Below are 24361 nucleotides of genomic sequence, written 5' to 3'. Positions count from 1 at the left end.
GCAGTCACCGGCTCCGGGCTGGTGGCGGCGTGGTTAAAGCGCGGCCAGTTGACCAAGCCGGCGCAATTGTTTGCCGATTACTGTCGGGAGCAGCTGACGGCCAAGGCGGCCGCTTGACCGTCAAAAGATCGCAGGCTCCTGCATTTGAATGCGAGCCAACGTAGGCGCTGGCATAGCCTGCGATCTGTTGATCTTCAGCTTTTGCGCGGTTTTATGCGCGCTGTCGCCTCTGCCACCAACGGATCATCCGGCCAGTAATGCTTGGGGTATCGTCCTTTCAAGTCCTTCTTCACCTCGGCGTAGGTACTGCGCCAGAAGTTCGCCAGGTCCTGGGTCACCTGCACCGGCCGGCGCGCCGGGGATAGCAGGTGCAGTTTCACCACCTGCCTGCCGCCGGCGATGCGCGGGGTGTCAGACAGGCCGAACAGTTCCTGCAAGCGTACCGCCAGGATCGGTGGCTGCTCGCTGTAATCCAGGCGGATCGAAGAGCCCGACGGCACGCTCAGGTGATGCGGCGCCTGCTCGTCCAGGCGTTGCGGCAGCGGCCAGGGCAACAGGTTGTGGACGATGCTCGACAGGTCCAGGTTGCTGAAATGGCTCAGCCGCGAAACCTTGCCCAGATACGGCATCAGCCAGTGTTCAAGGCTTTTTAGCAACGCGGCGTCGCTGACGTCCGGCCATTCGCTCTGGCCCTTCCCCGCCAGATCCAGCTGGCGCAACAGCGCCACTCGCGCTTGCCACTGGCGCAGCTCCGGGGTCCACGGCAATAGCTCCAGGCCCTTGCGCCGCACCAGATTGACCAGCGCCTGACTCCGGGCGCTTTCATCCAGGCCGGTCAACGGCTCGCGGCTGAGGATCAGTTCCCCAACCTTGCGTTGGCGCTCGGCGCGCAACACGCCCTCGCGCTCATCCCAGTCAAGCTGGTCGACTAGGCGCACCTGCTCGCACAGCACGGAGTCGAACAGCGCCGGATCAAAATCCGTCGCCAGGTAAATCCGTTCCTCTCGCTGGCCCTGGCGACTGCCCAGGTCGGCAATCACCAGCCACGCTTGCTTCATCAGGCTGTCCGCTTCGGCGAACAGCGCCGCCCGGCCGTTGGCCAGGCGATACTCGGCGCCACCGGCACGGCGTTGCTGCGCCACGCGGTCGGGATAGGCCAGCGCTAACAGCGCGCCCAGCCAGCGTGGATGTTCGGGATCACTGACCGCCTGCGTCGCCTTGCCCCGCAGGTAGCCGCGATACTGCCGTGCCAGTTGCCGCGCACGCTGGACGCCGCCCTGGGCGCCACGCGCGGGGCGTTCCGCGCCGGACAACAGGACCAACCGGCTATGCAGATCGGCACCGGCGCCGCGCAGGATATCGCGCTCCCCCAGCAGAGCCGCGACGTCGCAGGCCATATCTGCCAACCCCAGGTCCTGGCCGCGCAACAGTAAATGACCAATACGTGGATGCGCCGGCAGCTCGGCCATGGCCTGGCCGTGGCGGGTCAGCGTCTCGCCATCCAGAGCGCCCAGGCGTTGCAGCAGATCCTGCGCCTGCGCATAAGCGGCGGCCGGCGGGATGTCGAGCCAGACCAGTTGCCCGGGCGTTACACCCCAGCGACCGAGTTGCAAGGCCAGGCTGGCAAGGTCAGCCGAGAGGATTTCCGCACTGGCATAGGCCGCCAGCTGTTCGTGCTGATCCTGGGACCACAGGCGATAACACACCCCGGCTCCAGGCGCCCGGCCCGGCCCGCACGCTGGGTGGCACTGGCACGGGAAATTCGCTGGGTGTCGAGGCGGGTCATGCCACTGCCGGGGTCGAAGCGCGGCACCCGCGCCAGCCCGGCATCGATCACCACACGCACACCGTCGATGGTCAGGCTGGTCTCGGCGATGTTGGTGGCCAGCACTACTTTGCGCTTGCCCGCAGGAGCCGGCTCAATAGCCGCGCGCTGGGCGCCAAGGTCCAGCTCGCCGTGCAGCGGGCAGAGCAGAACCTGGGAACTGTCGCCCAGCGCATCGGCCAGCTGTTGATGCACCCGCCGAATTTCCGCCTGCCCGGGCAGGAACACCAGAACGCTGCCGGCTTCATCGTTCAAGGCTTCAAGTATTGTCTGCACCAGTCTCGGTTCGATGAATTCACCCGCCTGGAACGGCCTGCCCCAGCGCATCGCCACCGGGTACATGCGCCCATCGCTGCGCAGTATCGGCGCATCATCGAGCAACCCGGCCAGGCGCTCGCCTTCGAGGGTGGCCGACATCAGCAGGATTTTCAGCGGCTGGTCTTCCCGGAACAGCTCACGACCGTTCAGACTTAAGGCCAACGCCAGATCAGCGTCGAGGCTGCGCTCGTGGAATTCGTCGAAGATCAGCAAACCCACGCCTTCGAGCGCCGGGTCATCCTGCAAACGGCGGGTGAGAATGCCTTCGGTGACCACTTCGATGCGCGTCTTGGGGCCGACCTTGCTGTCGAGACGAATGCGATAACCGACGGTTTCGCCGACCTTCTCGCCCAACTCGCTGGCCAAGCGCTCCGCCGCCGCACGCGCAGCCAGGCGACGCGGTTCGAGCATCAGAATGGTTTGCCCGTCCAGCCATGCCTCATTGAGCAGGGCCAGCGGCACGCGGGTGGTTTTACCGGCACCGGGCGGTGCTTCGAGCACGGCTTCGTGGCGTGTCGCCAAGGCTTCACGCAGGGCGGGTAAAACGTCGTCGATCGGCAAAGAATTCATGCTGGCTCCAAAACAGAGGGCCGAGTATAACGGCGAACTGCCGGGCGTTCGTCAGGGTCTTAATTCCAAATGACGACGCTTCGTTTTCAAATGACTGAGGAGATTTCCCATGCGTTTACCTTTTCGCCTGATCGGCGGTGTGCTGGTCGCTACTCTGCTCACCCAAATCACCGCGTGCGGTTCGATTTTCTACCCGGATCGGCGCGGCCAGATTGATGGCAAGGTCGACCCGGCGATTGCCGTGCTGGATGCCGTGGGCCTGCTCTTCTACATCATTCCCGGCTTGATCGCGTTTGCCGTCGACTTCGCCACTGGCGCGATCTATTTCGAACCCGGGAAGACCGCCCAAGTGGCTCCTGAAAAACTCCAGGAAGCGATTGGCGCCGACGGCAAGGTCGACAACGGCAAATTGCAGACCATCCTGGAAACCGAACTGGGCCGCAGCTTCCCGCTGGATGATCCACGCCTGATCCAGCACAAGGGCAGCACCCAGCAGTTGGCCATGTTCGGCCTGCAACCCGCTGCATAAACCTGTTGCAAGGAACCGCCGCACCTATGATCTCAAGCTCCGAACACGCCCGCCTGCTGCGGCTGGCGACCCGTGCCTCGGTGGCGGTGGCCTGCACGCTGATCGTCGCCAAAGCCATCGCCTGGTGGCTGAGCGGTTCGGTGAGCATGCTCGCCGGCCTCACCGACTCGGCGCTCGATGGCATTACCTCGATGCTCAATCTGCTGGCGGTGCATTACGCGCTGCGCCCGGCCGATGACGATCACCGTTACGGTCACGGCAAAGCCGAGTCCCTCGCGGGCATGGCGCAGGCCCTGTTCATTGGCGGCAGTGCGGTGTTGATCGCATTTCAGGCTTACGAGCGACTGCACGATCCACAACCGCTTGGCGCGCCGTGGCTGAGCATCGGGGTGATCGTGTTTTCGCTGCTGCTGACAGCGGCGCTGCTGGTATTGCAGCATCGGGTGATCAAGCAGACCGGCTCCAACGCGGTGCGCGCGGATTCGCTGCACTATCGCTCGGACATGTTGCTCAACGGCAGCATTCTGATTGCTCTGATTTTGGCCGGGCTCGGCTTTCATCAGCTTGATGCGTGGTTCGGTCTGGGGATTGCTGCCTACATTCTGTGGAGCGCGGTGCAGATCGCCCGGGAAAGTTTTTCGGTGTTGATGGATGAAGAACTGCCGACCGATGTCAGTCAGCACATGCTCGAACTGGCGTGCAGTGTACCGGGGGTGTTGGGCGCGCATGACTTGCGCACGCGGATTTCCGGCAACCACTGGTTCGTGCAGTTGCACCTGGAGTTGCCGGGAGAATTGACCCTGTCAGTGGCGCACGGCATCAGCGATCAGGCCGCCGATGCCATTCACAAAGCCTACCCACGGGCCGAAGTGCTGGTGCACGCTGACCCGCAAGAAGTGGTGCAAGCGGCCCGCGCTCAGAATTTGACCTGATAACCGCGACTGCCAAGGCAGTTGCCCTGGGCCTGCCGGTAGATCTGCACCACCGAGGGGTCCGGCTGATAAGTGTCGGCACGTGGATCGAAACCACTCTGCTCGACTGCATAGCGGTAGCAGTCGTAGCCGTCCTGATTGACCTGCTCCGGCGACTGTCCATTGGCCGGGTAAGCTTCAACGTCGTAGCCGTTGCTGGCCGACTGTGGCAGCGGTTGTCCCGGTGGCTCGACCACCACGTAATCCCGGGTGCTTTCCTGATAGGCATAGTACGAACCGGCCGCCAGGAACAGCAGCGAACCGCCGATCCACACCTCGCGTGCGTAATCGGGCAGGTAGCCCACCCGGATCCCGCGCGGCGGTTGCACCACCACATAACGTGGCCCCTGTGGACGGTACCAGTAGCCGCCCGAGTAGAAGTAATCGCTGGCCACCGTAGGGCACACGATAATCACGGTCCGGGAAGCGGTCGATCACATGCCCTGGACGATACTGCGGCCCAGGTCCCCAGCCATTACCGTGCCCAGTGCGGGCGACCGGGCCAGCGATTGTCATTACGATGGTCATCGGCGACGCGCCCCGGCCCGCCGACTTGCCAATGCGGGTGTAGCATCGTTGCGCCGTGGCTCATCCTGATAATAGCCCCGCTGAGGTTGCTGGGTCTGGCGCACGCTGTCGGGGCGACCCTGGATCGGCAGGTCATTGGCGGGTAACTGGGGTGGAGGCGGCGGTGGTCGCACCGGGCTGGTTGTAGTCCGGTGGCGGGCGACTTTGCCCTGTTGCGATTGTCGGTCCGTTCTGCTCGAACTGTCGACTGTTGTCACCGCGAATGATGTCGTTGCCCTGCCCACGGGGCTGATTACTCTGCTGTTGGGCGCATTCTGCGGGCGTTGCGAATGATCGTTGCCACCGCGCCCCGGATTATTGCCCTGGCGAGCATCACCTTGCGGGCCACCACCAGGCCCCCGATTTTGCGGCTCGTCAGCCAGCGCCTGGGTCGTGACGCTGATGCACAGTAAACCAACACCGGCCAAACGCCGGATGCGCGACTTCATGCTTTTCCTCACAGGAGCTCAGGGCTTGTACATAAGACTGGGAAAGCACAGGCCGGTTCTGCAACAGGTTATCAGTCGCGCAGTATTTTTCGCAGGCATAAAAAGGGGAGACCCGTCGGCCTCCCCTTAGAGAACTTCGTCCTGGCTCGACGCTTTTGACGTCGGCTCACCTCACGCCGTCTTGTGGACAGTGTGCAGCTCGGAGGCCGGCACATCCCCGGTGGGGGTGGCGGCCGCAGCTGACCTGATTGGGCGAGCTGCAGTGGACTGTTTTACCGAGCAGTGATTCTGGTGATAAGAATAGGCCCGAGGCCGCGACAGATGATTGCGAAGATTGCTGAAATAAACACCACTTGCGCAATTTTTAACCCTGGATAGATAATCCGCCGCAATAGTTACAACCAAGGACAGATTGATGAGCAAACTCGACCGTTACGACCTGAGCATTTTGGCGGAATTGCAGCGCGACGCCCGCATCTCCAACCAGGAACTGGCCGAGCGCATCGGTCTGTCGCCATCGCCGTGCTCGCGCCGGGTCAAGCAATTGGAAGACGACGGCTATATCTCGCGCCAAGTGGCTTTGCTGGATCGCAAAATGCTCGGTCTGAGCCTGACCGCGTACGTGCTGATCGGCATGGATCGGCACACGCCAGAGCGTTTCGAGAATTTCGAAGCGGCGATTCGCACATTGCCGCAGGTGTTGGAGTGCAGTCTGGTGACTGGCGTCGACGCTGACTATCAGTTGAAAGTGGTGGTGCCGGACATGGATCACTATCAAAAGCTGCTGCTTGGCCACCTTACGCGCATCGATGGCGTGACCAGCGTGCGCTCGAGTTTTGTGCTCAATCAGGTGCTCAACAGCACCGAACTGCCGCTGACTCATCTTCGCAGCTGATGACGCCATCGCTGGCAAGCCAGCTCCCACAGGTTTTGTGTTGAACACAAGATTGTGATCGACCACAAAACCTGTGGGAGCTGGCTTGCCAGCGATAGGGCCGGCGAAGGCGACCAATGACTGCGGCACACCGACGCAGGTCAATGCTGCGCGAACCTTGCGTGGCGTATACTCGCCGCGCCCTTTTAGCCCCGCGCGCGTCGGAGAAACCCAATGGATCCAGCACTATTAGAAGAATGGATGATGACCGGCCTGGTCAGCATCCTGATCATTTTCATGGGTTTCATCGTCTGGGATCTGGCGAAGAAGTCCAAGGCCGGGCGCTTTGGCTCGTTCATTCTGTTCTTCGTGCTGGGCCTGGGCGTGGCCGCGTTCATCATCAAGAGCGTGGTGATCGGCCTGATCGAATCCGGCGCTCTATAAGCGCGCCGGCACTTCTTTCCACTGGCCCTGATCGAGTCCTTCGATCGTCCAGTCGCCAATCCTCACCCGGACAAGTCGCAAGGTCGGCAAACCCACGGCAGCCGTCATGCGCCGCACCTGGCGGTTGCGGCCCTTCGCGAATCACCAGTTCCAGCCAACTGGTGGGCACACTCTTGCGAAAACGCACGGGAGGATTGCGCGGCCAAAGCTGCGGCTCTTCCAGCTGCCGCGCCTCGGCGGGCAAGGTCATGCCGTCATTGAGCTCGACGCCGTCGCGCAAGCGCTGCAGCTGCACAGCGTTCGGCTCGCCTTCCACTTGCACCCAGTAGGTCTTGGCCAGCTTGTGTTTCGGGTCGGCGATGCGCGCCTGCAGCTGTCCGTCATTGGTCAGCAACAGCAAGCCTTCGCTGTCGCGATCCAGACGTCCTGCCGGGTAGATGCCGGGCACATCGATGTAATCCTTGAGCGTCGCCCGCCCTCCTTCGTCGCTGAATTGCGTCAGCACATCGAAGGGCTTGTTGAACAGGATCAGCCGGGGTTCGGCAGGCGGCGCTTTGGCGACCCGGCGCGGGGCCGAGGCGGATGGCGCAAGGTTCGCACCGGGGCGGCGGGAAGCAGGACGTGGGGGACGGGACATGGCGAAGAGAACATCTAACGGTCAGGGCTGCTAATGCTGAGTGCCCTGACCGCCAAATGACCATGAGAACAATCAGCGGAACGGCGGCTCGTCGAAGCTGCGCAGTTTGCGCGAGTGCAGCGAGTTGAGTTCCGTGCGCAACAGGTCCACCGCTTCGATGCCAATCTTCAAGTGCTGGCTGACCGCACGCTCGTAGAACGCGTTCGCCGAGCCCGGCAGCTTGATTTCACTGTGCAGCGGCTTGTCGGAAACGCACAGCAACGTGCCGTACGGTACGCGCAAGCGATAGCCCTGGGCGGCAATGGTGCCGCTTTCCATGTCCACCGCCACGGCGCGGGACAGGTTGATCAGCGGACGCTCCTGGGCCCAGCGCAGTTCCCAGTTACGGTCGTCGTAGGTCAGCACGGTGCCGGTGCGCAGGCGCTTCTTCAGCTCGTCGCCCTTCTCGCCAGTGATGTTGGCAGCCGCCTGCTGCAAGGCCATCTGCACTTCGGCCAACGCCGGGATCGGGATATTCGGCGGCACCACGCGGTCGAGAATGCCGTCGCGACGCATGTAAGCATGCGCCAACACGTAATCGCCGATGGTCTGCGACTGACGCAGGCCGCCGCAATGACCAATCATCAGCCAGCAATGCGGACGCAGCACCGCCAAATGGTCGGTGATGTTTTTCGCGTTGGACGGGCCGACGCCGATATTCACCAGCGTCACACCGTGGCCGTCGCTGGCGATCAGGTGATAGGCCGGCATCTGATAACGGTGCCAGACCACACCGGCAGCAATCGCCGACGCTTCGCCGTGATCCATGCTCTTTTCGATGATCACGTTGCCCGGCAAGACCATGCGCACGAAACGCGGATCGCTGCGCAATTGCTCCAGACCATGGACGATAAATTGGTCGACGTAGCGGTGATAGTTGGTCAGCAGAATCCACGGCTGCACATGGCGCCAGTCGCTGCCGGTGTAGTGCACCAGGCGACGCAGCGAGAAATCCACGCGCGCGGCGTCGAACAGCGCCAGCGGCAGCGGATCGGTGTTTTCCCAATCGTAGAGGCCGTCGGCGATGCCATCGGTGGCAGCAGACAGGTCAGTACTCGGGAACACGCGCGCCAGCACCGCAGCGGTGACGCCGGAGCCGGCCAGTTCATCGCCCTGCTCGACCACGTACGGATACGGAATGTTTTGCTGGCTGACGCCGACTTCCACCGTCACGGTGAAGTCGTGCATCAATGGCACCAGTTGTTCGAGCAGGTATTTGCGAAACGCCGCCGGGTGGGTGACGGTGACGCTGTAAGTGCCCGGCAATTGCACCTTGGCGTAAGCGCGGGTGGTCTGCGGGACTTCGCCCTGGCAAAGATAGGTCAGACGCAGTTCGGGATAACGGAACAGCGCACGCTGTTCGGCGTCAGGCTCGACGCGATCCTTGAGGTAACGCTTGAGCGCCGAGTTCAGCGCAGTGGTGGCCCGCTCATGCAGCTCGGCCAGACGGTCCACGGCTTGTTCGGCGGTTTCAACGACAATAAACGCTTCGGTCACGATCAGCTTCCTGTGTTCTGACTTGCAGAGCTTCATCTTGCCTGCATCGTGGCGTCACGGGAACAGTGAAAAAAAGATCGTCCGAAGGCCCGGGCCGCGTTCGGACGATCTTTTGCCCTTCAAATCATCTGCGGGGTTGATCGGGCGACGATCGCTTCTACCTCCAGGCCGCGTGGCAGCGCACCATACACGCGGCCGTTCGAGCCGAGTCGGCTGGCGATGAACGCATCACTGACGGCAGCATTACCCGCCTCCAGCAACAACCTGGCCTGCAAACCCAGGGCGATGTCCTCGGTGAGCTGGCGGGCTCGGTACTGGATATCGCTCGTATCCTTGAACTGCGCCTGCAACTGCTGGATATGAGCGGCCAGACGTTTGTCGCCATGACCATCGCCCAATTCACTGAACAACACATCGAGCACACCCGGTTCTTTCGACAGCGCGCGCAGCACATCCAGACACTGCACGTTGCCCGAGCCTTCCCACGTCGAGTTAACCGGTGCCTCGCGGTACAGGCGCGGCAGGATGCTGTCCTCCACATACCCCGCGCCGCCCATGCATTCGGCCGCTTCGTTGATCATCCCCGGCGCACGTTTGCAGATCCAGTATTTGCCCCCCGCCGTCACCAGCCGCGCAAACTGCGCTTCGTGGCGATCATCCAGATGATCCAGCGCTTTGCCCATGCGCAAGCTCAGGGCCAGCGCGGCTTCGCTTTCCAGCGCCAGATCGGCCAGCACGTTTTGCATCAACGGCTGTTCGCTGAGCACTTTGCCGCCGACTTTGCGGTGCGCGCAGTGATGGCTGGCTTGGGTCAGTGCCTGACGCATCAGTGCGCTGGAGCCGACCATGCAATCGAACCGGGTCATCGCCACCATCTCGATGATGGTCGGCACGCCGCGGCCCTCTTCACCGACCATCCATGCCAGCGCGCCACGGAACTCCACTTCGCTGGAAGCATTGGACTGGTTGCCGAGTTTGTTTTTCAGGCGCTGGATGTAGAACTGATTGCGCGTGTCATCCGGGCGATGACGCGGCAACAGGAAGCAGGTCAGGCCCTTGTCGGTCTGCGCCAGCGTCAGGAAGGCATCGCACATTGGCGCCGAGCAGAACCACTTGTGACCCACCAATTCATAAGCCTCGCCCGGGCCACTGGCGCCCACCGGATACGCTTTGGTGGTGTTGGCTCGGACGTCGGTACCGCCCTGTTTTTCGGTCATGGCCATGCCGATAGTCACACCGGCCTTGTGCGCCATGCCGACGTTACGCGGGTCGTATTCGCTGGCGAGGACTTTCGGCAGCCACTGCTCGGCCAGGTTCGGCTGCAAACGCAGGGCCGGCACGCTGGCGAAGGTCATGGTCAACGGACAACCGCTGCCAGCCTCGGCCTGACTGTGCAGATAGCTCATCGAGGCGCGTGCGACGTGGGCGCCATCCTGGGGATGTGTCCATGGCAGCGAAGTCAGGCCGTGTTCAATCGCCGTGCGCATCAGTTCGTGATAGGCCGGATGAAATTCCACCAGATCGATGCGATGGCCATAGCGGTCATGGCTGGTGAATACCGGTTTGTTCTGATTGGCGAGGAACCCGGCGGCCATCAGTGGCCCGCCGGCGAGCGCACCGTACGCATCGATCCGCGACTCGGCCCAACCGGCACCGAACCGGCGCGACCATTCCTGCAAAGGCAGGTCGATGCGATACAGGTTGGTGCCGTCCAGCGACGGTGGCTGGTTGGTGACTTCGTGGGTTTCGGCGAACTGATGCAGGTTCATGACACGGGCTCCTCTGTCGGCCAGAAAGTCAGTTAAGCACTGCCCTCAGAACGATCAAAGTGTCATACCTGCCGAATTGGCGGCGCATTTACCCTATGCGCAGCACAGCACCCGGCGCTCAAGGGCTGACTGCAAATCTTCGAATTTCACCGGCTTGCTCAAGTAGTCGATGAAACTGGCGCCGGTGCAGTGCTCGCGATCGATGCTCAAGGCAATCATGAAGACCGCAAGCTCGGCGCAGCCCGCCAGCGTACGGATCTGGCTACTGACAGGCATGCCGTTGAATGGCGGCAATTGGCAGTCGAGCAATACCGCATCAAACGCCTCCCGCTGCAGGTAATCGAGTGCCGCCGACCCGCTGTCGGCCGTGCGCACCTGGTACCCGAGCTTGAGCAGCATGCCGCGGATAACCAGTTGGTTGACGGTGTTCCCGTCCACCAGCAGCACCTTGCAATCTCGCGGCTGGCGCAGGCGCGAGTAATGCTGTGAAGTGCGGGGCGGGGATTGCGTTATTGACAGTTCAAATTCGACGTCCAGCTGGAAACGACTGCCGCGACCTGGCTCGGAGCGGTGCGTCAGTCGCCCCCAAGCAACTCGACCAGCTGCCGACAAATGGCCAGACCCACGCCCAGCCCGCCATACTCGCGGGTCATTGAGCCATCGAGCTGGAAGAAGCGCTGATACATGGTCGCCTCCCCCAGGTCGGTAAAACCGATACCGGTATCAATCACCGCAAAACACAGCGCCATTCTTCCAGGTTGCGCAGGTTTGCCTGTGACGCGCAGCGCCAGCCCACCGACCCGGGTGAACTTGATCGCATTGTCCAGCAGGCATTCCAGGCATTGCATCAGCTTGGCGCTGTCACCGTGCAGGCGGTCTGGAAGGCCGGGTGTCACGTCCACCTTGAAGTCCAGCGACTTGCTCAGGGCATTGCTCTCGAACTGCACGCGCAAGGCTTCGATCACGCTGCGCAGACTGAACGTCGCCGCGCTGGCCGTAAGCCTGCCGGCCTGCAACTCGGTCAACGTGAGGATGCCGTTGACCATGCGCATCATGTCGCGCGCCGAACCGGCGGCAGTCTGGTGATATTGCTCCAGCTCCGAGTCCAACTCGACGGTCTGCATCAATTCCAGCGAACCGATCACACCGTTCATCGGCGTGCGCAGTTCGTGGGTCAGGGTCGCGAGGAATTCGTCCTTGAGCTTGTTGCTGTGCGCCAGTTGCTGGTTGAGCACTTCGAGTTTTTGCCCAGCGTCGTAAAGCGTCTGCGCCTGTTGTTCGCGCATGGCGTTGATGCGGTCAGCCAACGCCAGCGAGAGCAATGCCACTTCAATGGCCGAACCGATCTGGCTGGCGTACATGGTCAGGAATACGTTTGGCAGGTAACCCAGGACCATCAGTGTGTTGATGACGCCGCCAAGCAAAAACGCCGACCAGGCGATGATGAAGTAGCGCGCCACACGCAAGCCACGCCACCAGGCGATAATCCCGGCCGCGAAGATCACCACGGTGAAGGTCAGCGCCAACGTCGTCGCCAAACGCAGGGCCAGGGCGTAACTGGTCATCAGTGACAGGCCGATGACCAGTGCGCCAAAGGCAATCAAGCCGATCAGCAAGCGGTCGAGCCCGCGGCTGTGGGTTCTGGTCTGGAGGAAACTGCGCGCGAACTGGCTGCCGAACAAACCGGCGCAACCGATGAAGAATGGCGTGGAGGCGTTGGTCCACCACGGATTGTTCGGCCAGAAATACTCGGCCGCCGCGCCATTTACCGACAGTTGATAGAAGCCGAATGAGGCGATATAGAAGATGTAATAGAGGTAGCTGGTGTCGCGCACGCTGAGGTAGATGAAGAGGTTGTAAACCAGCATCCCCAACAACACGCCATAGATGATGCCCAGTACGTATAGGCGCACCGGTTGATCTTCGAGGTAGGCAGTGCTCGACCACAAGGTGACCGGCGCCTGGATCGAACCTTCGCTGGCCAGTCGCAGGTACACGGTTTGTCGTTGATCGGGCTCGAAGGCCAGGTCGAACAGGTAATTGTTCTGGCGAATCTCGCGGCTGGCGAACGGCAACGCGTCGCCGGTCTGACGGATCAGGTGATAGTCGCCCGCAGCGTCGGGTAAATACAGATCCAGATGATCGAGGGGCGGATAGGCCAGTTCCAGCAGCCAGGTTCTTTGCGTCGCTGGATTCTTCGGACGATAGTGCAGGTCGATTTTCAGCCAGAACGCTGAACGCGAATAGCCGGCGTTGAGGGTGGCATTATCGTGGGCTTTGAAATTGCCGGCAGCGGCCTGCGCACGGACATCGGCAATGCTCGCCTGACCGCTTGGGTCTTCGAACACTTGCAGAGACCGGCCCAGTGGGAGGCTCTGAGTGGTTTCGTCGAATTCGACGGCGCTCGCCAGGAGGGGCAAGCAGAACAGCAACATCAGCAAATAGCGCATTGAAGCCCCAGCGTGGCTCGTCCGGTTGTGTCAGGAAGCCCCCCATTCCTTTTGAGTAGACGTAAAACCGGTATTACCTGTTATTGGTTTGGATCCAGACTAGCATAGCCGTTGATGGCCATTGAGCACCATTGAAATCTTTCCAGTAAAGGCTCTAGAACGGGCGTTTCAGAGCAAAGCAGCGGGCTAGAGCTGTTAGATTGGTCAGGAAGATCAAAAGATCGCAGCCTTCGGCAGCTCCTACATTGGAATACGTTCACTGTAGGAGCTGCCGAAGGCTCGGGCCGCGTTCGGACGATCTTTTGATCTTGCTCTGTCACCTACCCCCGAAAATCAGCTTTGGTGGTAAGCTCGCGCACCATGAATATCTACAGCTCCCGCCCTGTTGTCCTCTGTCTCTCCGGCCACGACCCAAGTGGTGGCGCCGGCTTGCAGGCAGATATCGAAGCCCTGCTCGCGCAGGGTTGCCATGCGGCTCCGGCCGTCACCGCCCTGACCGTGCAAGACACCGTCAACGTCACTGACTTCCGCGTCCTCGACCGTGAGTGGGTGTTGGCTCAGGCCAATGCCGTGCTCAACGACTCCGAAGTCGCCGCGGTCAAACTGGGCATGCTCGGCTCGCTGGAAATGGTCGACACCGTTGTCGAACTGCTTTCGGCGCACCCGCATTTGCCAGTGGTCTGCGACCCAGTGCTGCGCGCCGGTGGCGGCGGACGCCTGGGCAAGGACGAAGTCGGCTATGCGATGCGCGAGCGTCTGCTGCCACTGTCGATCATTGCCACGCCTAACCTCCCTGAAGCCCGCATCCTTGCCGAACTGCCCGAAGGTACCGCGGACGAGTGCGCTGAAAAACTCCTGCCGTTCGTCAAAAACCTGCTGATCACCGGCGGCCATGGCGACGAAACTGAAATCCACAACCGCGTGTACAGCCGCGATGGCCTGCGTGAAACCTTTGTCTGCCAGCGTCTGCCGGGCAGCTATCACGGCTCCGGCTGCACCCTGGCCAGCGCCCTCGCCGGTCGACTGGCCCAGGGCGAACACTTGGCCAGCGCCGTGCGCAGTGCTTTGGATTACACCTGGCGCACCCTGCGCGATGCCGAACAGCTGGGCAAAGGCCAGTTCGTCCCGCGTCGCCTGCCGCTGGATTTTTGCTCGTAACGTCGTGAGGTCTGCCTGATGAAACTACGTGGCCTGTATGCCATCACCGACAGCGAGCTGCTGGCCGGCAAGTTTCTGTCTTACGTGGAGGCGGCGCTGGAAGGCGGCGTCACCCTGCTGCAATACCGCGACAAGAGCAACGACGAAGCCCGCCGTCTGCGCGAGGCCGAAGCCCTGCGCGATCTGTGCGAGCGCTACAAGACGCAGTTGATCATCAACGATGACGCCGAACTGGCCGCGCGCCTCAACGTCGGCGTGCACCTCGGTCAGACCGACGGCCCGCTGTCGCCGACCCGCGCCCTGCTCGGCTCGAAAGCGATCATCGGTTCGACCTGCCACGCGCAACTTGAACTGGCAGAGCAGGCGACTAAAGAAGGCGCGAGTTATGTCGCCTTCGGCCGCTTCTTCAACTCCAACACCAAGCCCGGCGCGCCGACCTGCAGCCTTGATCTGCTCGACGAAGCCCGGCGCAAACTGCACCTGCCGATCTGCGCGATTGGCGGCATCACTCTCGACAACGCCGCGCCGCTGGTGGCCCACGGGGTCGATCTGCTGGCCGTGGTTCACGGTTTGTTCGGCGCCGAAAGCACGGCTGAAGTCACACGCCGCGCCCGCGCGTTCAACGAACTGCTTTCCATTTAAGTCGCTTAAAATCTGATTTGAGAGTCCGATCATGTCCCGTTCCGAAACGCTATTTGCCAATGCCCAGAAACACATCCCCGGTGGCGTGAACTCGCCAGTGCGCGCGTTCAAGAGCGTTGGCGGTACGCCGCTGTTTTTCAAACACGCTGAAGGGGCCTACGTCACCGACGAAGACAATAAGCGCTACGTTGATTACGTCGGCTCGTGGGGCCCGATGATCCTCGGCCACAGCCACCCGGACGTTCTGGACGCCGTGCGCAAGCAACTTGAGCACGGCCTGTCCTACGGCGCACCGACCGAGATGGAAACCCAGATGGCGGATCTGGTGTGCTCACTCGTGCCTTCAATGGAAATGGTGCGCATGGTCAGCTCCGGCACCGAAGCGACCATGAGTGCCATTCGCCTGGCCCGCGGCTTTACCGGGCGCGACAGCATCATCAAGTTCGAAGGCTGCTATCACGGTCACTCCGACAGCCTGCTGGTCAAGGCCGGTTCCGGCGCCCTGACCCAAGGCGTGCCGAGTTCGGCAGGTGTACCGGCGGCATTCGCCAGACACACGCTGACTTTGCCCTTCAACGACATCGACGCGGTCGAAACCATGCTGGCTGAAGTGGGCCAGGACGTCGCGTGCATCATCGTCGAGCCGGTGGCCGGCAACATGAACTGCGTTCCTCCGGCACCGGGCTTTCTCGAAGGCCTGCGGACCCTGTGCGACAAGCACGGCGTGGTGCTGATTTTCGACGAAGTGATGACCGGTTTCCGTGTGGCACTGGGCGGTGCACAAGCGCATTACGGCGTGACCCCGGACCTGACCACCTTCGGCAAGATCATTGGTGGTGGCATGCCGGTTGGCTGCTTCGGCGGCAAGCGTGAAATCATGTCGCACATTGCACCACTGGGGCCTGTTTACCAGGCTGGTACGCTGTCGGGTAACCCGCTGGCAATGGCGGCGGGCCTGACCACCTTGCGCCTGATCAGCCGTCCTGGCTTCCATGCCGAGTTGACCGACTACACCAGTCGCCTGCTCGATGGCCTGCAACAACGCGCCGATGCAGCCGGTATCCCGTTCGTGACCACCCAGGCCGGCGGCATGTTCGGCCTGTACTTCAGTGGTGCCGATGACATCGTGACCTTCGACGACGTGATGGCCAGCGATGCCAAGCTGTTCGGGCGTTTCTTCCACCTGATGCTCGAAGGCGGCGTGTACCTGGCGCCAAGCGCATTCGAAGCCGGTTTCACCTCGATCGCCCATGGCGAAGCCGAGTTGAAACTGACGCTGGACGCTGCCGAGCGCGCCTTCGCTGCACTGAAGTAATCGCCGTACCGCTGACGTTGGCTATTGCCAGCGTCAGCTTTCACCTACATCCGCACTGTTTTTCCAGCGCTCCTGCCAGGAATCTCCCATAAAGTGGGCGATATATTCCCCGCGCAGCAGAAAAACGAGTAAAGACTTTGTAAGGTTGGCCCTGCTTATTTCATAATGCGCGCTTATTGGATCCCTCGATGGGTCCGCGTGCCCTTCAGAGGTAAGTCGATTCCCATGAACCGCACCGGCCGCGCCCTTGCACTGGGCTGCCTGTTGCTCCTTCAGCCCTTGCTTGTACAAGCAGGCGGCAACTCGTTGTTAATCCCAGCGATGGGTCGCTGCACCCTCAATACTCAGCCGCAGGACTTGGCCCAGGCGCTTGCTGCCTGCCAGAAAGCCGCGGATGAAGGGGATGCACAGGCGCAATACGAGTTGGGTGAGTTCCACTACGACGGCAAAAATGCGCCGCGCGACCTCAATCAAGCCCTGAGCTACTTCGAAAAAGCCTCACTGCAAGGCCACGCCCAGGCGCAATTCAAGCTCGGCACCATGTTCTTCCACGGCGAAGGCGTGCCGGCCAACAATGTCCAGGCGTATATCGTGCTGAAGATGGCGGCGGTCAATGGCGCGGAGGATGCGCTGGACACTGCCGACGAGGTGGCCGAGAAGATGCCGCGTGAAGAACTTGAGGTGGCCACTCAGGTGCTCGGGCAGATTTTCCGCAAGTACTTGATGGAATTGCAAAGCGCGGATGGGCGTACGCCGTTTTCGCCACTTCCCTAGTTTTTGCTTCAATCTGACGACCCATCGCTGGCAAGCCAGCTCCCACAGGGGCGCTGTCGTTCACAAATAATGTGAACACCGCAGATCTACTGTGGCAGCTGGCTTGCCAGCGATAGGTCGACGCGGTCTCGAAGGCTTACTTCTCAGGCATCGGCATCGGGAAAGGCATGACGTTGCCGACCGCGCCGCGGGCTTCGCTGATTTTCGGGGTACCCAGACGTTCCACCTCATCAATGCGCACAATCGAATGCATTGGCACAAAGCTGCGCACCACGCCTTCGAACTGCGCCTTGAGCTTTTCTTCGCTCGGGTCGACGACCACTTGCGTGCGCTCGCCAAAGACGAACTCTTCCACTTCCAGGAAACCCCACAGATCACTTTGATAGATCTGCTTGGCGTACATTTCGAACACCTGGCCCTGGTTGAGGAAAATCACCTTGTAGATTGGAGCTTCGCGTTTGGTCATGGCGGGCGGACGACATCGGGGATAAAAATGAGGGCGCGAACTATAGCATAGCCACCGGACGCACAGCGGTAGGAACCTGACAGCATGTTCCCTATAATGCGCGGTTCTTTGAATCACGTGACGACCAAAATCCATGGCCAAGAAGCTTTACATCGAAACCCACGGTTGCCAGATGAACGAGTACGACAGCTCGCGCATGGTCGATCTGCTGGGTGAACATCAGGCCCTGGAAGTCACCGCCCGGGCGGAAGACGCAGACGTGATTCTGCTCAATACCTGCTCGATCCGCGAACGTGCCCAGGACCGGGTGTACTCCCAGCTCGGTCGCTGGCGCGAACTGAAACTGGCCAACCCGGAAATGGTGATCGCCGTCGGCGGTTGCGTGGCCAGTCAGGAAGGCGCGGCCATCCGTGATCGCGCACCGTACGTCGACGTGGTCTTCGGCCCGCAAACCCTGCACCGCCTGCCGGAAATGATCGACGCCGCGCGCATCACCAAGCTGCCGCAAGTGGATGTGTCGTTCCCGGAAATCGAAAAATTCGACCACTTGCCCGAGCCGCGTATCGATGGCCCGAGCGCCTACGTGTCGGTAATGGAAGGTTGCAGCAAGTACTGCACGTTCTGCGTGGTGCCGTACACCCGTGGCGAAGAAGTCAGCCGGCCGTTCGACGACGTGATCGCCGAAGTCATCCACCTCGCCGAGAACGGCGTGCGTGAAGTGACTCTGCTGGGGCAGAACGTCAACGGTTATCGCGGTACGACCCATGATGGGCGCCTGGCCGATCTCGCCGAGCTGATCCGCGTAGTTGCGGCTGTCGATGGCATCGACCGCATCCGCTACACCACTTCACACCCGCTGGAGTTCTCCGACAGCCTGATCCGAAGCCCACGCCGAAGTACCGGAACTGGTCAAACACCTGCATTTGCCGGTGCAGTCGGGTTCCGACCGGATTCTGGCGGCGATGAAGCGCAACCACACCGCACTGGAGTACAAATCCAAGCTGCGCAAACTGCGTGCGGCGGTGCCGGGCATCTGCATCAGTTCGGACTTTATCGTCGGCTTCCCTGGTGAAACCGAGAAAGATTTCGAGCAGACCATGAAGCTGATTGCCGACGTCGGTTTCGATTTCTCCTATTCCTTCGTTTATAGCCAGCGCCCCGGCACTCCGGCGGCTGATCTGGCCGACGACACGCCGGAAGAGCTGAAAAAAGAACGCCTGAACGCCCTGCAACATCGCCTGAATCAGCAAGGGTTTGAGATCAGCCGACAAATGGTTGGCTCGATCCAACGCATTCTGGTGACCGATTACTCGAAAAAAGATCCGGGTGAACTGCAAGGGCGCACCGAGAATAATCGAATCGTCAACTTCCGCTGCGACAATCCAACCCTGATCGGTCAGTTCGCCGACGTGCACATCGATGCGGCGCAACCGCACTCGCTGCGCGGCTCGCTGATCCAGTAATCAACGCAAACCCGTAGGAGCAAGGCTTGCCCGCGATGGCCGCGCCGCAGTCTGTCTGGTAGGCCGCGTCATCGTTCATCGCGAGCAAGCTTTGCTCCTACAGGCCGGTGTTGGGTGTTGGAATATTTAAGAGCTTTCGCACCCAAGCCTCTGGCGTTATCCTTGATTTCATCTTAATTGCCCCAGGGCGGCTAAATACGACCTTGAACGCACCCATAGAACCACATCGTTTTATCCTCGAGCCCTTTGAGGCTCGCCGCTTCGCCAATCTGTGCGGGCAATTCGACGAGCATTTGCGCTTGATCGAACAGCGCCTGACCATCGAGATCCGCAACCGCGGCAATCAGTTCGAGCTGATCGGCGACCCCAAGCACACCACGTCTGCGGAAAACCTGCTGCGCCGCCTGTACCGGGAAACCAAGGGTACCGAGCTGTCGCCAGACATCGTGCACCTGTTCCTCCAGGAATCGGCCGTCGTCGAGCTGGACAATCACGCCCCCGCCGAAGCCTCCGTCGCCCTGCGCACCAAGAAAGGCATGATTCGCCCACGCGGCTTGAATCAGCTGCGCTACGTGAAGGAAATCCTCGGCAACGACATCAACTTCGGCATCGGCCCCGCCGGTACCGGCAAGACCTATCTGGCCGTTGCCTGCGCAGTAGATGCGCTGGAACGGGAGCAGATCCGCCGCATCCTGCTGGTGCGTCCGGCGGTTGAAGCGGGTGAAAAACTCGGCTTCCTGCCCGGCGACCTGTCGCAGAAGATCGACCCCTACCTGCGCCCGCTGTACGACGCGCTGTACGAAATGCTCGGCTTCGAATACGTGGCCAAGCTGATCGAACGCCAGGTAATCGAAGTTGCACCGCTGGCCTACATGCGTGGCCGCACGCTGAACAACAGCTTCATCATCCTCGACGAAAGCCAGAACACCACCGTCGAACAAATGAAGATGTTCCTCACCCGGATCGGCTTCGGCTCTACAGCGGTCATCACCGGTGACATCACCCAGGTCGACCTGCCGAAAGGCACCAAATCGGGTCTGCACCATGTGATCGAAGTGCTCAAAGACGTGCCGGGCATCAGCTTCACGCACTTCATGCCCAAAGACGTCGTGCGCCATCCTTTGGTCCAGCGGATCGTCGAAGCCTACGAGCGCTTCGAAAACCGTGACGAAGCACCCAAGGACACCTCGCGAAATGCTTGAGCTAGACCTGCAAATCGCGACTGACGCGAACGCGCCGAGTGAGGCCGACTTCCGCCTGTGGTGCGAACTGGCCCTGCGCCAGCGCACCGCTGACTCGGAAATGACCATTCGTCTGGTTGACGAGGAAGAAGGTCGTGAGCTCAATCACACCTGGCGCCACAAGGATTACGCGACCAACGTCCTGTCGTTCCCGGCCGAAGTGCCCGACGAGTTTCTCGACATCCCATTGCTCGGCGATCTGGTGATCTGCGTGGCCGTGGTCGAGCGCGAAGCCGCCGAGCAAGGCAAGGAACTAAAGGTCCATTGGGCGCATCTGGTCATTCACGGCTGCTTGCATCTGCTTGGTTACGACCATATAGATGATGAAGAAGCCGAAGAAATGGAAGCACTGGAACGAACGTTGCTTGCCGAATTGGGCTATCCCGATCCGTACGCGGACGACGAAATCGAAACCGAAACATCCCCTATCGTTACAACAAAGGATTCAGAGTAATCGCTATGAGCGAAGATCGATCGAGCAACGGGCAGAAGTCATGGCTGGGTAAACTGACCCAGGCTTTTGCCCACGAGCCGAAGAACCGCCAGGAGCTCCTTGAGCTGCTGCGTGATGCACATCAGAACAAACTGCTGGACAGCGAAGCGCTGGCCATCGTCGAAGGCGCCATTCAGGTGGCTGACCTGCAAGTACGCGACATCATGGTCCCGCGCTCGCAGATGATCAGCATCAAGGCGACCCAGACACCGCGCGAGTTTCTCCCGGCCGTGGTCGACTCGGCCCACTCGCGCTATCCGGTTATCGGCGAAAGCCATGACGACGTGATGGGCGTGCTGCTGGCCAAAGATCTGCTCCCGCTGATCCTCAAGGAGAACGGCGACAGCTTCAACATCAAGGATCTGCTGCGCCCGGCCACCTTCGTGCCGGAGTCCAAGCGTCTGAACGTGTTGTTGCGTGAATTCCGCGCCAACCACAACCACATGGCCATCGTCATCGACGAATATGGCGGCGTGGCCGGTCTGGTAACGATTGAAGACGTGCTGGAGCAGATCGTCGGCGACATCGAAGACGAACACGACGTCGAAGAAGACAGCTACATCAAGCCGCTGCCAAGTGGCGACTTTCTGATCAAGGCCCTGACGCCGATCGAGAACTTCAACGAGTTCTTCGACAGCGAGTTCTCCGACGACGAATTCGACACTGTCGGCGGCCTGGTGATGAGCGCGTTCGGGCACTTGCCAAAACGCAACGAAATCACTGAAATCGGCGCCTATCGTTTCCGCATCCTGAACGCCGACAGCCGTCGGATTCATTTGCTGCGACTGACGCCAATCGCCCGGTAAAAAATCTAAGGACTGAAATGCGCTGGACAACCCGCCCCGGCTGGCCCGGTAACCTGCTGGCCGTGGCGGCCGGTGCAATCACCACATTCGCTCTGGCACCGTTCAACATCTGGCCGCTGGCTTTGCTCGCGGTCGGCTTGTTCTATGCCGGTTTGCGTGAGCTGAGTCCGCGTCAGGCGCTGGGCCGTGGCTGGTGCTTCGGTTTCGGCCTGTTTGGCGCCGGCACCAGCTGGATCTATTACAGCATTCACCATTTCGGCGGCGCCTCAGTGCTGCTGGCCGGGTTCCTGATGCTGTTGTTCACGGCCGCGATCGCATGGTTCTTCGCGCTGCCAGCCTGGCTATGGGCGCGCTGGTTGCGACGTAACGAAGCGCCATTGGCCGACGCCTTGGCATTCGCTGCTTTGTGGGTCGGCCAGGAAGCGTTTCGTGGCTGGTTCCTCACCGGGTTCCCGTGGTTGTATTCCGGTTACAGTCAGCTCGACGGCCCGTTATCCGGCCTCGCACCCGTCGGTGGCATGTGGCTGATCTCCTTTGCCCTCGCCCTCACGGCGGCGCTTATCTGTAACGGCCTGCGCCTGGTGCGCACTGGACGCAAAGGTTTCATCGCTGCGGGCGCATTGCTGCTGGTCGGGCCTTGGGTCGCGGGTATCGCCCTCAAGGGCCACGCCTGGACCAGCCCTTCTGGCGCACCACTGACCGTTGCCGCGATTCAGGGTAACGTCGAACAAAGCATGAAATGGGATCCGGCGCAGCTCAACGCGCAACTGGCGCTGTACCGCGACCTGAGCTTTCGCTCGAAACCGGCGGACCTGCTGATCTGGCCGGAAACCGCCGTGCCGGTGCTCAAGGAGTCCGCCGAGGGCTACCTGGCCATGATGGGCAACTTCGCTGCTGAGCGTAAATCGGCGCTGATCACCGGCGTGCCAATCCGCGAGACGGTTCGTCACGAAAAACGCTTCTTCAACGGTATCACCGTGGTTGGCGAAGGCGACGGTACTTACCTCAAGCAGAAACTGGTGCCATTTGGCGAATACGTGCCATTGCAGGATGTATTGCGTGGACTGATTGCTTTCTTCGACTTGCCGATGTCCGACTTCGCACGTGGCCCGGCCGATCAAGCGTTGTTACAGGCCAAGGGTTATCAGATTGCGCCGTTCATCTGCTACGAAGTGGTGTACCCGGAGTTCGCTGCCAGCCTGTCGGCACGCAGCGATTTGCTGCTGACGATCAGCAACGACACCTGGTTCGGCACCTCGATCGGACCGCTGCAACACTTGCAGATGGCGCAGATGCGCGCGCTGGAGGCGGGTCGCTGGATGATCCGTGCGACCAACAACGGCGTGACCGGGCTGATCAACCCTTATGGGCAGATCACCGAGCAGATCCCGCAGTTCGAGCAGGGCATTTTGTACGGCGAAGTGGTGCCGATGCATAACCTGACGCCCTACCTGCAATGGCGTTCGTGGCCGTTGATCGTGGTGTGTGTGTTGTTGTTTGGCTGGGCGCTGGTGGCGAACCGGATGGCCAAGACCGTTTAATTTAATTGTGATGCCTTAAAAGATCGCAGCCTCGTTTCACTCGACAGCTCCTACCGGGTGACACGCCGCTGCGATCTTCTGATCTTCAGCGATAGAAAAGCGAATACCCCACCTGCCCCACCGCCTCATTCAGCAACTGCCCGCTCTGCCAGATCGATTTGAACTCCGGCAGCCAGCCACCAAATGGCCGCGCATTGTCAGTGCCGAGAAAACCTACCGGAGCCGGCACCACTTCGAATCCTGCCTGCTCAAAACACCAGACTGCGCGCGGCATGTGCCAAGCCTGAGTCACCACGACCACACGCTTGATTCCCTGTGGCAACAGCATGTCGGCGCTGAACTTCGCGTTTTCCCACGTTGTGCGGCTTTCGCCTTCCTGCCAACGCACGCTTACACCGAAATCATCCAGCAAAGAATCGGCCATCAACTTCGCCTCGGTCGGCGGCGTGCCGTAATGCAGGCCACCCGTGGTCAGAATCGGCAAACCCGAGGCTTTCGCCAGCCGCGCCGCATAACGCTGGCGCTCAAGCCCGACGCCAGTCGGCTGATCTTCGCCCCAGGCCAGATCGCCGCGCTCACGCCCGGAACCCAACACCACAATGGCATCAGCGCGCTGGGCCAGCGTCGTCCATTCCTGACGGGCCAACGGCGGCTCGCGTTCCAGCGCTTTGGCGCCCCATTGCACAATCACCGGCAGGCTCATCAGCCAGAAGCCCCCCAGGCCCAACGCAAAGCACAGGCCGGCCAGTCGTGGCCGGGTGCGGCGCAGCCACCAGCCAAGGGCCAGCAAAAGCAACAGGATGCCGGGCGGCAAGAGAAGTTGTTTCACGAAATAACGAAAAGGCATCGAGCATCTCCAGAGATGCCCGAAGCCTAAGAGGGTTGATGCAATGCGACAACTAAATCGAAAGGACTAAACTGTTTCATTGCCTGAAATGCGGCCGGAGCCTTATTTATTTGAATTGCAGCGACCGGACCTTTACCGCGTCCCTGCCAGGTACCTTGTCCTTGAGCCAGATGATTTTGGCCGAGCGCGGTGCGTCAAGCTGCTTCACTGCTTCTGACAGGCATCCATGCGTTTCACGTTCACTACGATCCAGATAGGCCTTGACCAGTTTGAACTCGGCGGGGCTCAAGCCACGCAATTCCAGTTCCAGGGGGCGCTCGTCGCGCAGCCGGTCAGCGGTTTTTACAGCGTCCAGGGCCATCCCCAGACGATCGATCAACCTCTCGTACAACTCGGGTTTCGTCACTTTTTTTTGCCGTTGCTCCACCATCCCTCACCTCATTGAAGATAAGACTCACTCCCCAGTTAGAGCTTAGCTTCGCTATACAAACCGGCTGTACGCCGCGACCAACGGCCCCGACGCAAGTATTGCGGGGTATGTAGCTGTAATCAGGGTTTCCCTAGGCCAAGCGCGGTCATGTATGCTACGGCGCTTCCTGTAATTCCACTTCCAGCTCGTCCGGGCCAACCCCGAGACCTGCGTTGAAGAGGATTAGGCCACCCCTATCCAGTACAA

The 24361-nt window shown here is 60.9% G+C and carries 17 protein-coding genes and 6 pseudogenes; 14 read left to right on the top strand and 9 right to left on the bottom strand.

Annotated features, from left to right (window positions below; translation table 11 throughout):
* Positions 1–117 (top strand): annotated as a pseudogene (locus JFT80_RS07375) (LysR family transcriptional regulator); the annotation flags it as partial.
* Between the two features lie 77 nt (positions 118–194).
* Here JFT80_RS07375 and hrpB read toward each other — a convergent pair.
* A pseudogene (gene hrpB, locus JFT80_RS07370) lies at positions 195–2713 on the bottom strand (ATP-dependent helicase HrpB).
* A 109-nt stretch (positions 2714–2822) separates the two neighbouring features.
* On the opposite strand from hrpB, the gene JFT80_RS07365 reads away from it, so the two are divergent.
* Positions 2823–3242, top strand: coding sequence for a polyribonucleotide nucleotidyltransferase (locus JFT80_RS07365; RefSeq protein ID WP_201147422.1), 420 nt, complete (start codon positions 2823–2825; stop codon positions 3240–3242).
* A 26-nt stretch (positions 3243–3268) separates the two neighbouring features.
* On the top strand, positions 3269–4174 hold the full coding sequence (locus tag JFT80_RS07360; RefSeq protein WP_201147421.1) for a cation diffusion facilitator family transporter: 906 nt from the start codon (positions 3269–3271) through the stop codon (positions 4172–4174).
* Here JFT80_RS07360 and JFT80_RS07355 read toward each other — a convergent pair.
* Positions 4159–5229: pseudogene (locus tag JFT80_RS07355) on the bottom strand (DUF6515 family protein). The gene JFT80_RS07360 and the pseudogene JFT80_RS07355 sit on opposite strands and share 16 nt — an antisense overlap.
* A gap of 415 nt (positions 5230–5644) precedes the next feature.
* On the opposite strand from JFT80_RS07355, the gene JFT80_RS07350 reads away from it, so the two are divergent.
* Complete coding sequence (locus tag JFT80_RS07350) at positions 5645–6124, top strand: Lrp/AsnC family transcriptional regulator (protein WP_042561225.1); 480 nt, start codon at positions 5645–5647, stop codon at positions 6122–6124.
* Between the two features lie 213 nt (positions 6125–6337).
* On the top strand, positions 6338–6547 hold the full coding sequence (locus JFT80_RS07345) for a DUF2788 domain-containing protein (protein ID WP_007909655.1): 210 nt from the start codon (positions 6338–6340) through the stop codon (positions 6545–6547).
* On the opposite strand, the pseudogene JFT80_RS07340 reads toward JFT80_RS07345, so the two are convergent.
* The 4 genes and pseudogenes from JFT80_RS07340 to JFT80_RS07325 all read right to left on the bottom strand — a co-directional run bounded on the left by JFT80_RS07340 (position 6542) and on the right by JFT80_RS07325 (position 12939).
* A pseudogene (locus JFT80_RS07340) lies at positions 6542–7184 on the bottom strand (pseudouridine synthase). The gene JFT80_RS07345 and the pseudogene JFT80_RS07340 overlap by 6 nt on opposite strands.
* Positions 7185–7256: 72 nt before the next feature.
* Positions 7257–8756 carry an AMP nucleosidase gene (amn, locus tag JFT80_RS07335; protein WP_201147420.1) on the bottom strand — a complete coding sequence of 500 codons (1500 nt, stop codon included), beginning with the start codon at positions 8754–8756 and terminating at the stop codon, positions 7257–7259.
* A gap of 83 nt (positions 8757–8839) precedes the next feature.
* Positions 8840–10489, bottom strand: coding sequence for an acyl-CoA dehydrogenase family protein (locus JFT80_RS07330; protein ID WP_201147419.1), 1650 nt, complete (start codon positions 10487–10489; stop codon positions 8840–8842).
* 93 nt (positions 10490–10582) lie between these two features.
* A pseudogene (locus tag JFT80_RS07325) lies at positions 10583–12939 on the bottom strand (7TM diverse intracellular signaling domain-containing protein).
* A gap of 360 nt (positions 12940–13299) precedes the next feature.
* On the opposite strand from JFT80_RS07325, the gene JFT80_RS07320 reads away from it, so the two are divergent.
* The 4 genes from JFT80_RS07320 (at position 13300) to JFT80_RS07305 (ending at position 16828) form a co-directional block, all read left to right on the top strand.
* On the top strand, positions 13300–14097 hold the full coding sequence (locus JFT80_RS07320) for a hydroxymethylpyrimidine/phosphomethylpyrimidine kinase (RefSeq protein ID WP_016986138.1): 798 nt from the start codon (positions 13300–13302) through the stop codon (positions 14095–14097).
* 18 nt (positions 14098–14115) lie between these two features.
* A complete protein-coding gene (gene thiE / locus JFT80_RS07315) occupies positions 14116–14739 on the top strand; it encodes a thiamine phosphate synthase (protein ID WP_201147418.1) in 624 nt (207 codons plus the stop codon).
* Positions 14740–14770: 31 nt separating this feature from the next.
* Positions 14771–16054 carry a glutamate-1-semialdehyde 2,1-aminomutase gene (hemL, locus tag JFT80_RS07310; protein ID WP_201147417.1) on the top strand — a complete coding sequence of 428 codons (1284 nt, stop codon included), beginning with the start codon at positions 14771–14773 and terminating at the stop codon, positions 16052–16054.
* A gap of 225 nt (positions 16055–16279) precedes the next feature.
* On the top strand, positions 16280–16828 hold the full coding sequence (locus JFT80_RS07305; protein ID WP_201147416.1) for a tetratricopeptide repeat protein: 549 nt from the start codon (positions 16280–16282) through the stop codon (positions 16826–16828).
* 136 nt (positions 16829–16964) lie between these two features.
* Here JFT80_RS07305 and JFT80_RS07300 read toward each other — a convergent pair whose 3' ends face one another.
* Entirely contained in the window at positions 16965–17294 is a 330-nt protein-coding gene (locus tag JFT80_RS07300; RefSeq protein ID WP_003185742.1) for a DUF1820 family protein, read from the bottom strand.
* 133 nt (positions 17295–17427) lie between these two features.
* Here JFT80_RS07300 and miaB point away from each other — a divergent pair.
* The 5 genes and pseudogenes from miaB (at position 17428) to lnt (ending at position 22838) form a co-directional block, all read left to right on the top strand.
* Positions 17428–18757: pseudogene (miaB, locus tag JFT80_RS07295) on the top strand (tRNA (N6-isopentenyl adenosine(37)-C2)-methylthiotransferase MiaB).
* Between the two features lie 203 nt (positions 18758–18960).
* Positions 18961–19959, top strand: coding sequence for a PhoH family protein (locus JFT80_RS07290; protein WP_201147415.1), 999 nt, complete (start codon positions 18961–18963; stop codon positions 19957–19959).
* Positions 19952–20452: an rRNA maturation RNase YbeY gene (gene ybeY / locus JFT80_RS07285; protein WP_201147414.1), complete on the top strand. Its 501-nt coding sequence runs from the start codon at positions 19952–19954 to the stop codon at positions 20450–20452. Before JFT80_RS07290 ends, ybeY begins: the two co-directional genes overlap by 8 nt.
* Positions 20453–20457: 5 nt before the next feature.
* Positions 20458–21297 (top strand): HlyC/CorC family transporter, encoded by an 840-nt coding sequence (locus JFT80_RS07280; protein ID WP_007909641.1) that lies wholly within the window; start codon positions 20458–20460, stop codon positions 21295–21297.
* Positions 21298–21314: 17 nt separating this feature from the next.
* Entirely contained in the window at positions 21315–22838 is a 1524-nt protein-coding gene (lnt, locus tag JFT80_RS07275) for an apolipoprotein N-acyltransferase (protein ID WP_201147413.1), read from the top strand.
* Positions 22839–22923: 85 nt separating this feature from the next.
* On the opposite strand, the gene JFT80_RS07270 is transcribed toward lnt, so the two are convergent.
* On the bottom strand, positions 22924–23685 hold the full coding sequence (locus tag JFT80_RS07270) for a YdcF family protein (protein ID WP_201147412.1): 762 nt from the start codon (positions 23683–23685) through the stop codon (positions 22924–22926).
* 106 nt (positions 23686–23791) lie between these two features.
* Complete coding sequence (locus tag JFT80_RS07265; protein ID WP_201147411.1) at positions 23792–24115, bottom strand: hypothetical protein; 324 nt, start codon at positions 24113–24115, stop codon at positions 23792–23794.
* Between the last annotated feature and the right edge of the window lie 246 nt (positions 24116–24361).

The sequence above is a fragment of the Pseudomonas sp. TH10 genome (assembly GCF_016651255.1).
Lineage (GTDB): Bacteria > Pseudomonadota > Gammaproteobacteria > Pseudomonadales > Pseudomonadaceae > Aquipseudomonas.
This window is presented reverse-complemented; position numbering and strand designations above follow the sequence as displayed.

What these genes read in the sequence shown, in the direction of transcription:
- JFT80_RS07365 (WP_201147422.1), top strand. Translation starts at nt 2,823, where the DNA reads ATGCGTTTACCTTTTCGCCTGATCGGCGGTGTGCTGGTCGCTACTCTG.
- JFT80_RS07360 (WP_201147421.1), top strand. Translation starts at nt 3,269, where the DNA reads ATGATCTCAAGCTCCGAACACGCCCGCCTGCTGCGGCTGGCGACCCGT.
- JFT80_RS07350 (WP_042561225.1), top strand. Translation starts at nt 5,645, where the DNA reads ATGAGCAAACTCGACCGTTACGACCTGAGCATTTTGGCGGAATTGCAG.
- JFT80_RS07345 (WP_007909655.1), top strand. Translation starts at nt 6,338, where the DNA reads ATGGATCCAGCACTATTAGAAGAATGGATGATGACCGGCCTGGTCAGC.
- amn (WP_201147420.1), bottom strand. Translation starts at nt 8,756, where the DNA reads ATGAAGCTCTGCAAGTCAGAACACAGGAAGCTGATCGTGACCGAAGCG.
- JFT80_RS07330 (WP_201147419.1), bottom strand. Translation starts at nt 10,489, where the DNA reads ATGAACCTGCATCAGTTCGCCGAAACCCACGAAGTCACCAACCAGCCA.
- JFT80_RS07320 (WP_016986138.1), top strand. Translation starts at nt 13,300, where the DNA reads ATGAATATCTACAGCTCCCGCCCTGTTGTCCTCTGTCTCTCCGGCCAC.
- thiE (WP_201147418.1), top strand. Translation starts at nt 14,116, where the DNA reads ATGAAACTACGTGGCCTGTATGCCATCACCGACAGCGAGCTGCTGGCC.
- hemL (WP_201147417.1), top strand. Translation starts at nt 14,771, where the DNA reads ATGTCCCGTTCCGAAACGCTATTTGCCAATGCCCAGAAACACATCCCC.
- JFT80_RS07305 (WP_201147416.1), top strand. Translation starts at nt 16,280, where the DNA reads ATGAACCGCACCGGCCGCGCCCTTGCACTGGGCTGCCTGTTGCTCCTT.
- JFT80_RS07300 (WP_003185742.1), bottom strand. Translation starts at nt 17,294, where the DNA reads ATGACCAAACGCGAAGCTCCAATCTACAAGGTGATTTTCCTCAACCAG.
- ybeY (WP_201147414.1), top strand. Translation starts at nt 19,952, where the DNA reads ATGCTTGAGCTAGACCTGCAAATCGCGACTGACGCGAACGCGCCGAGT.
- JFT80_RS07280 (WP_007909641.1), top strand. Translation starts at nt 20,458, where the DNA reads ATGAGCGAAGATCGATCGAGCAACGGGCAGAAGTCATGGCTGGGTAAA.
- lnt (WP_201147413.1), top strand. Translation starts at nt 21,315, where the DNA reads ATGCGCTGGACAACCCGCCCCGGCTGGCCCGGTAACCTGCTGGCCGTG.
- JFT80_RS07270 (WP_201147412.1), bottom strand. Translation starts at nt 23,685, where the DNA reads ATGCCTTTTCGTTATTTCGTGAAACAACTTCTCTTGCCGCCCGGCATC.
- JFT80_RS07265 (WP_201147411.1), bottom strand. Translation starts at nt 24,115, where the DNA reads ATGGTGGAGCAACGGCAAAAAAAAGTGACGAAACCCGAGTTGTACGAG.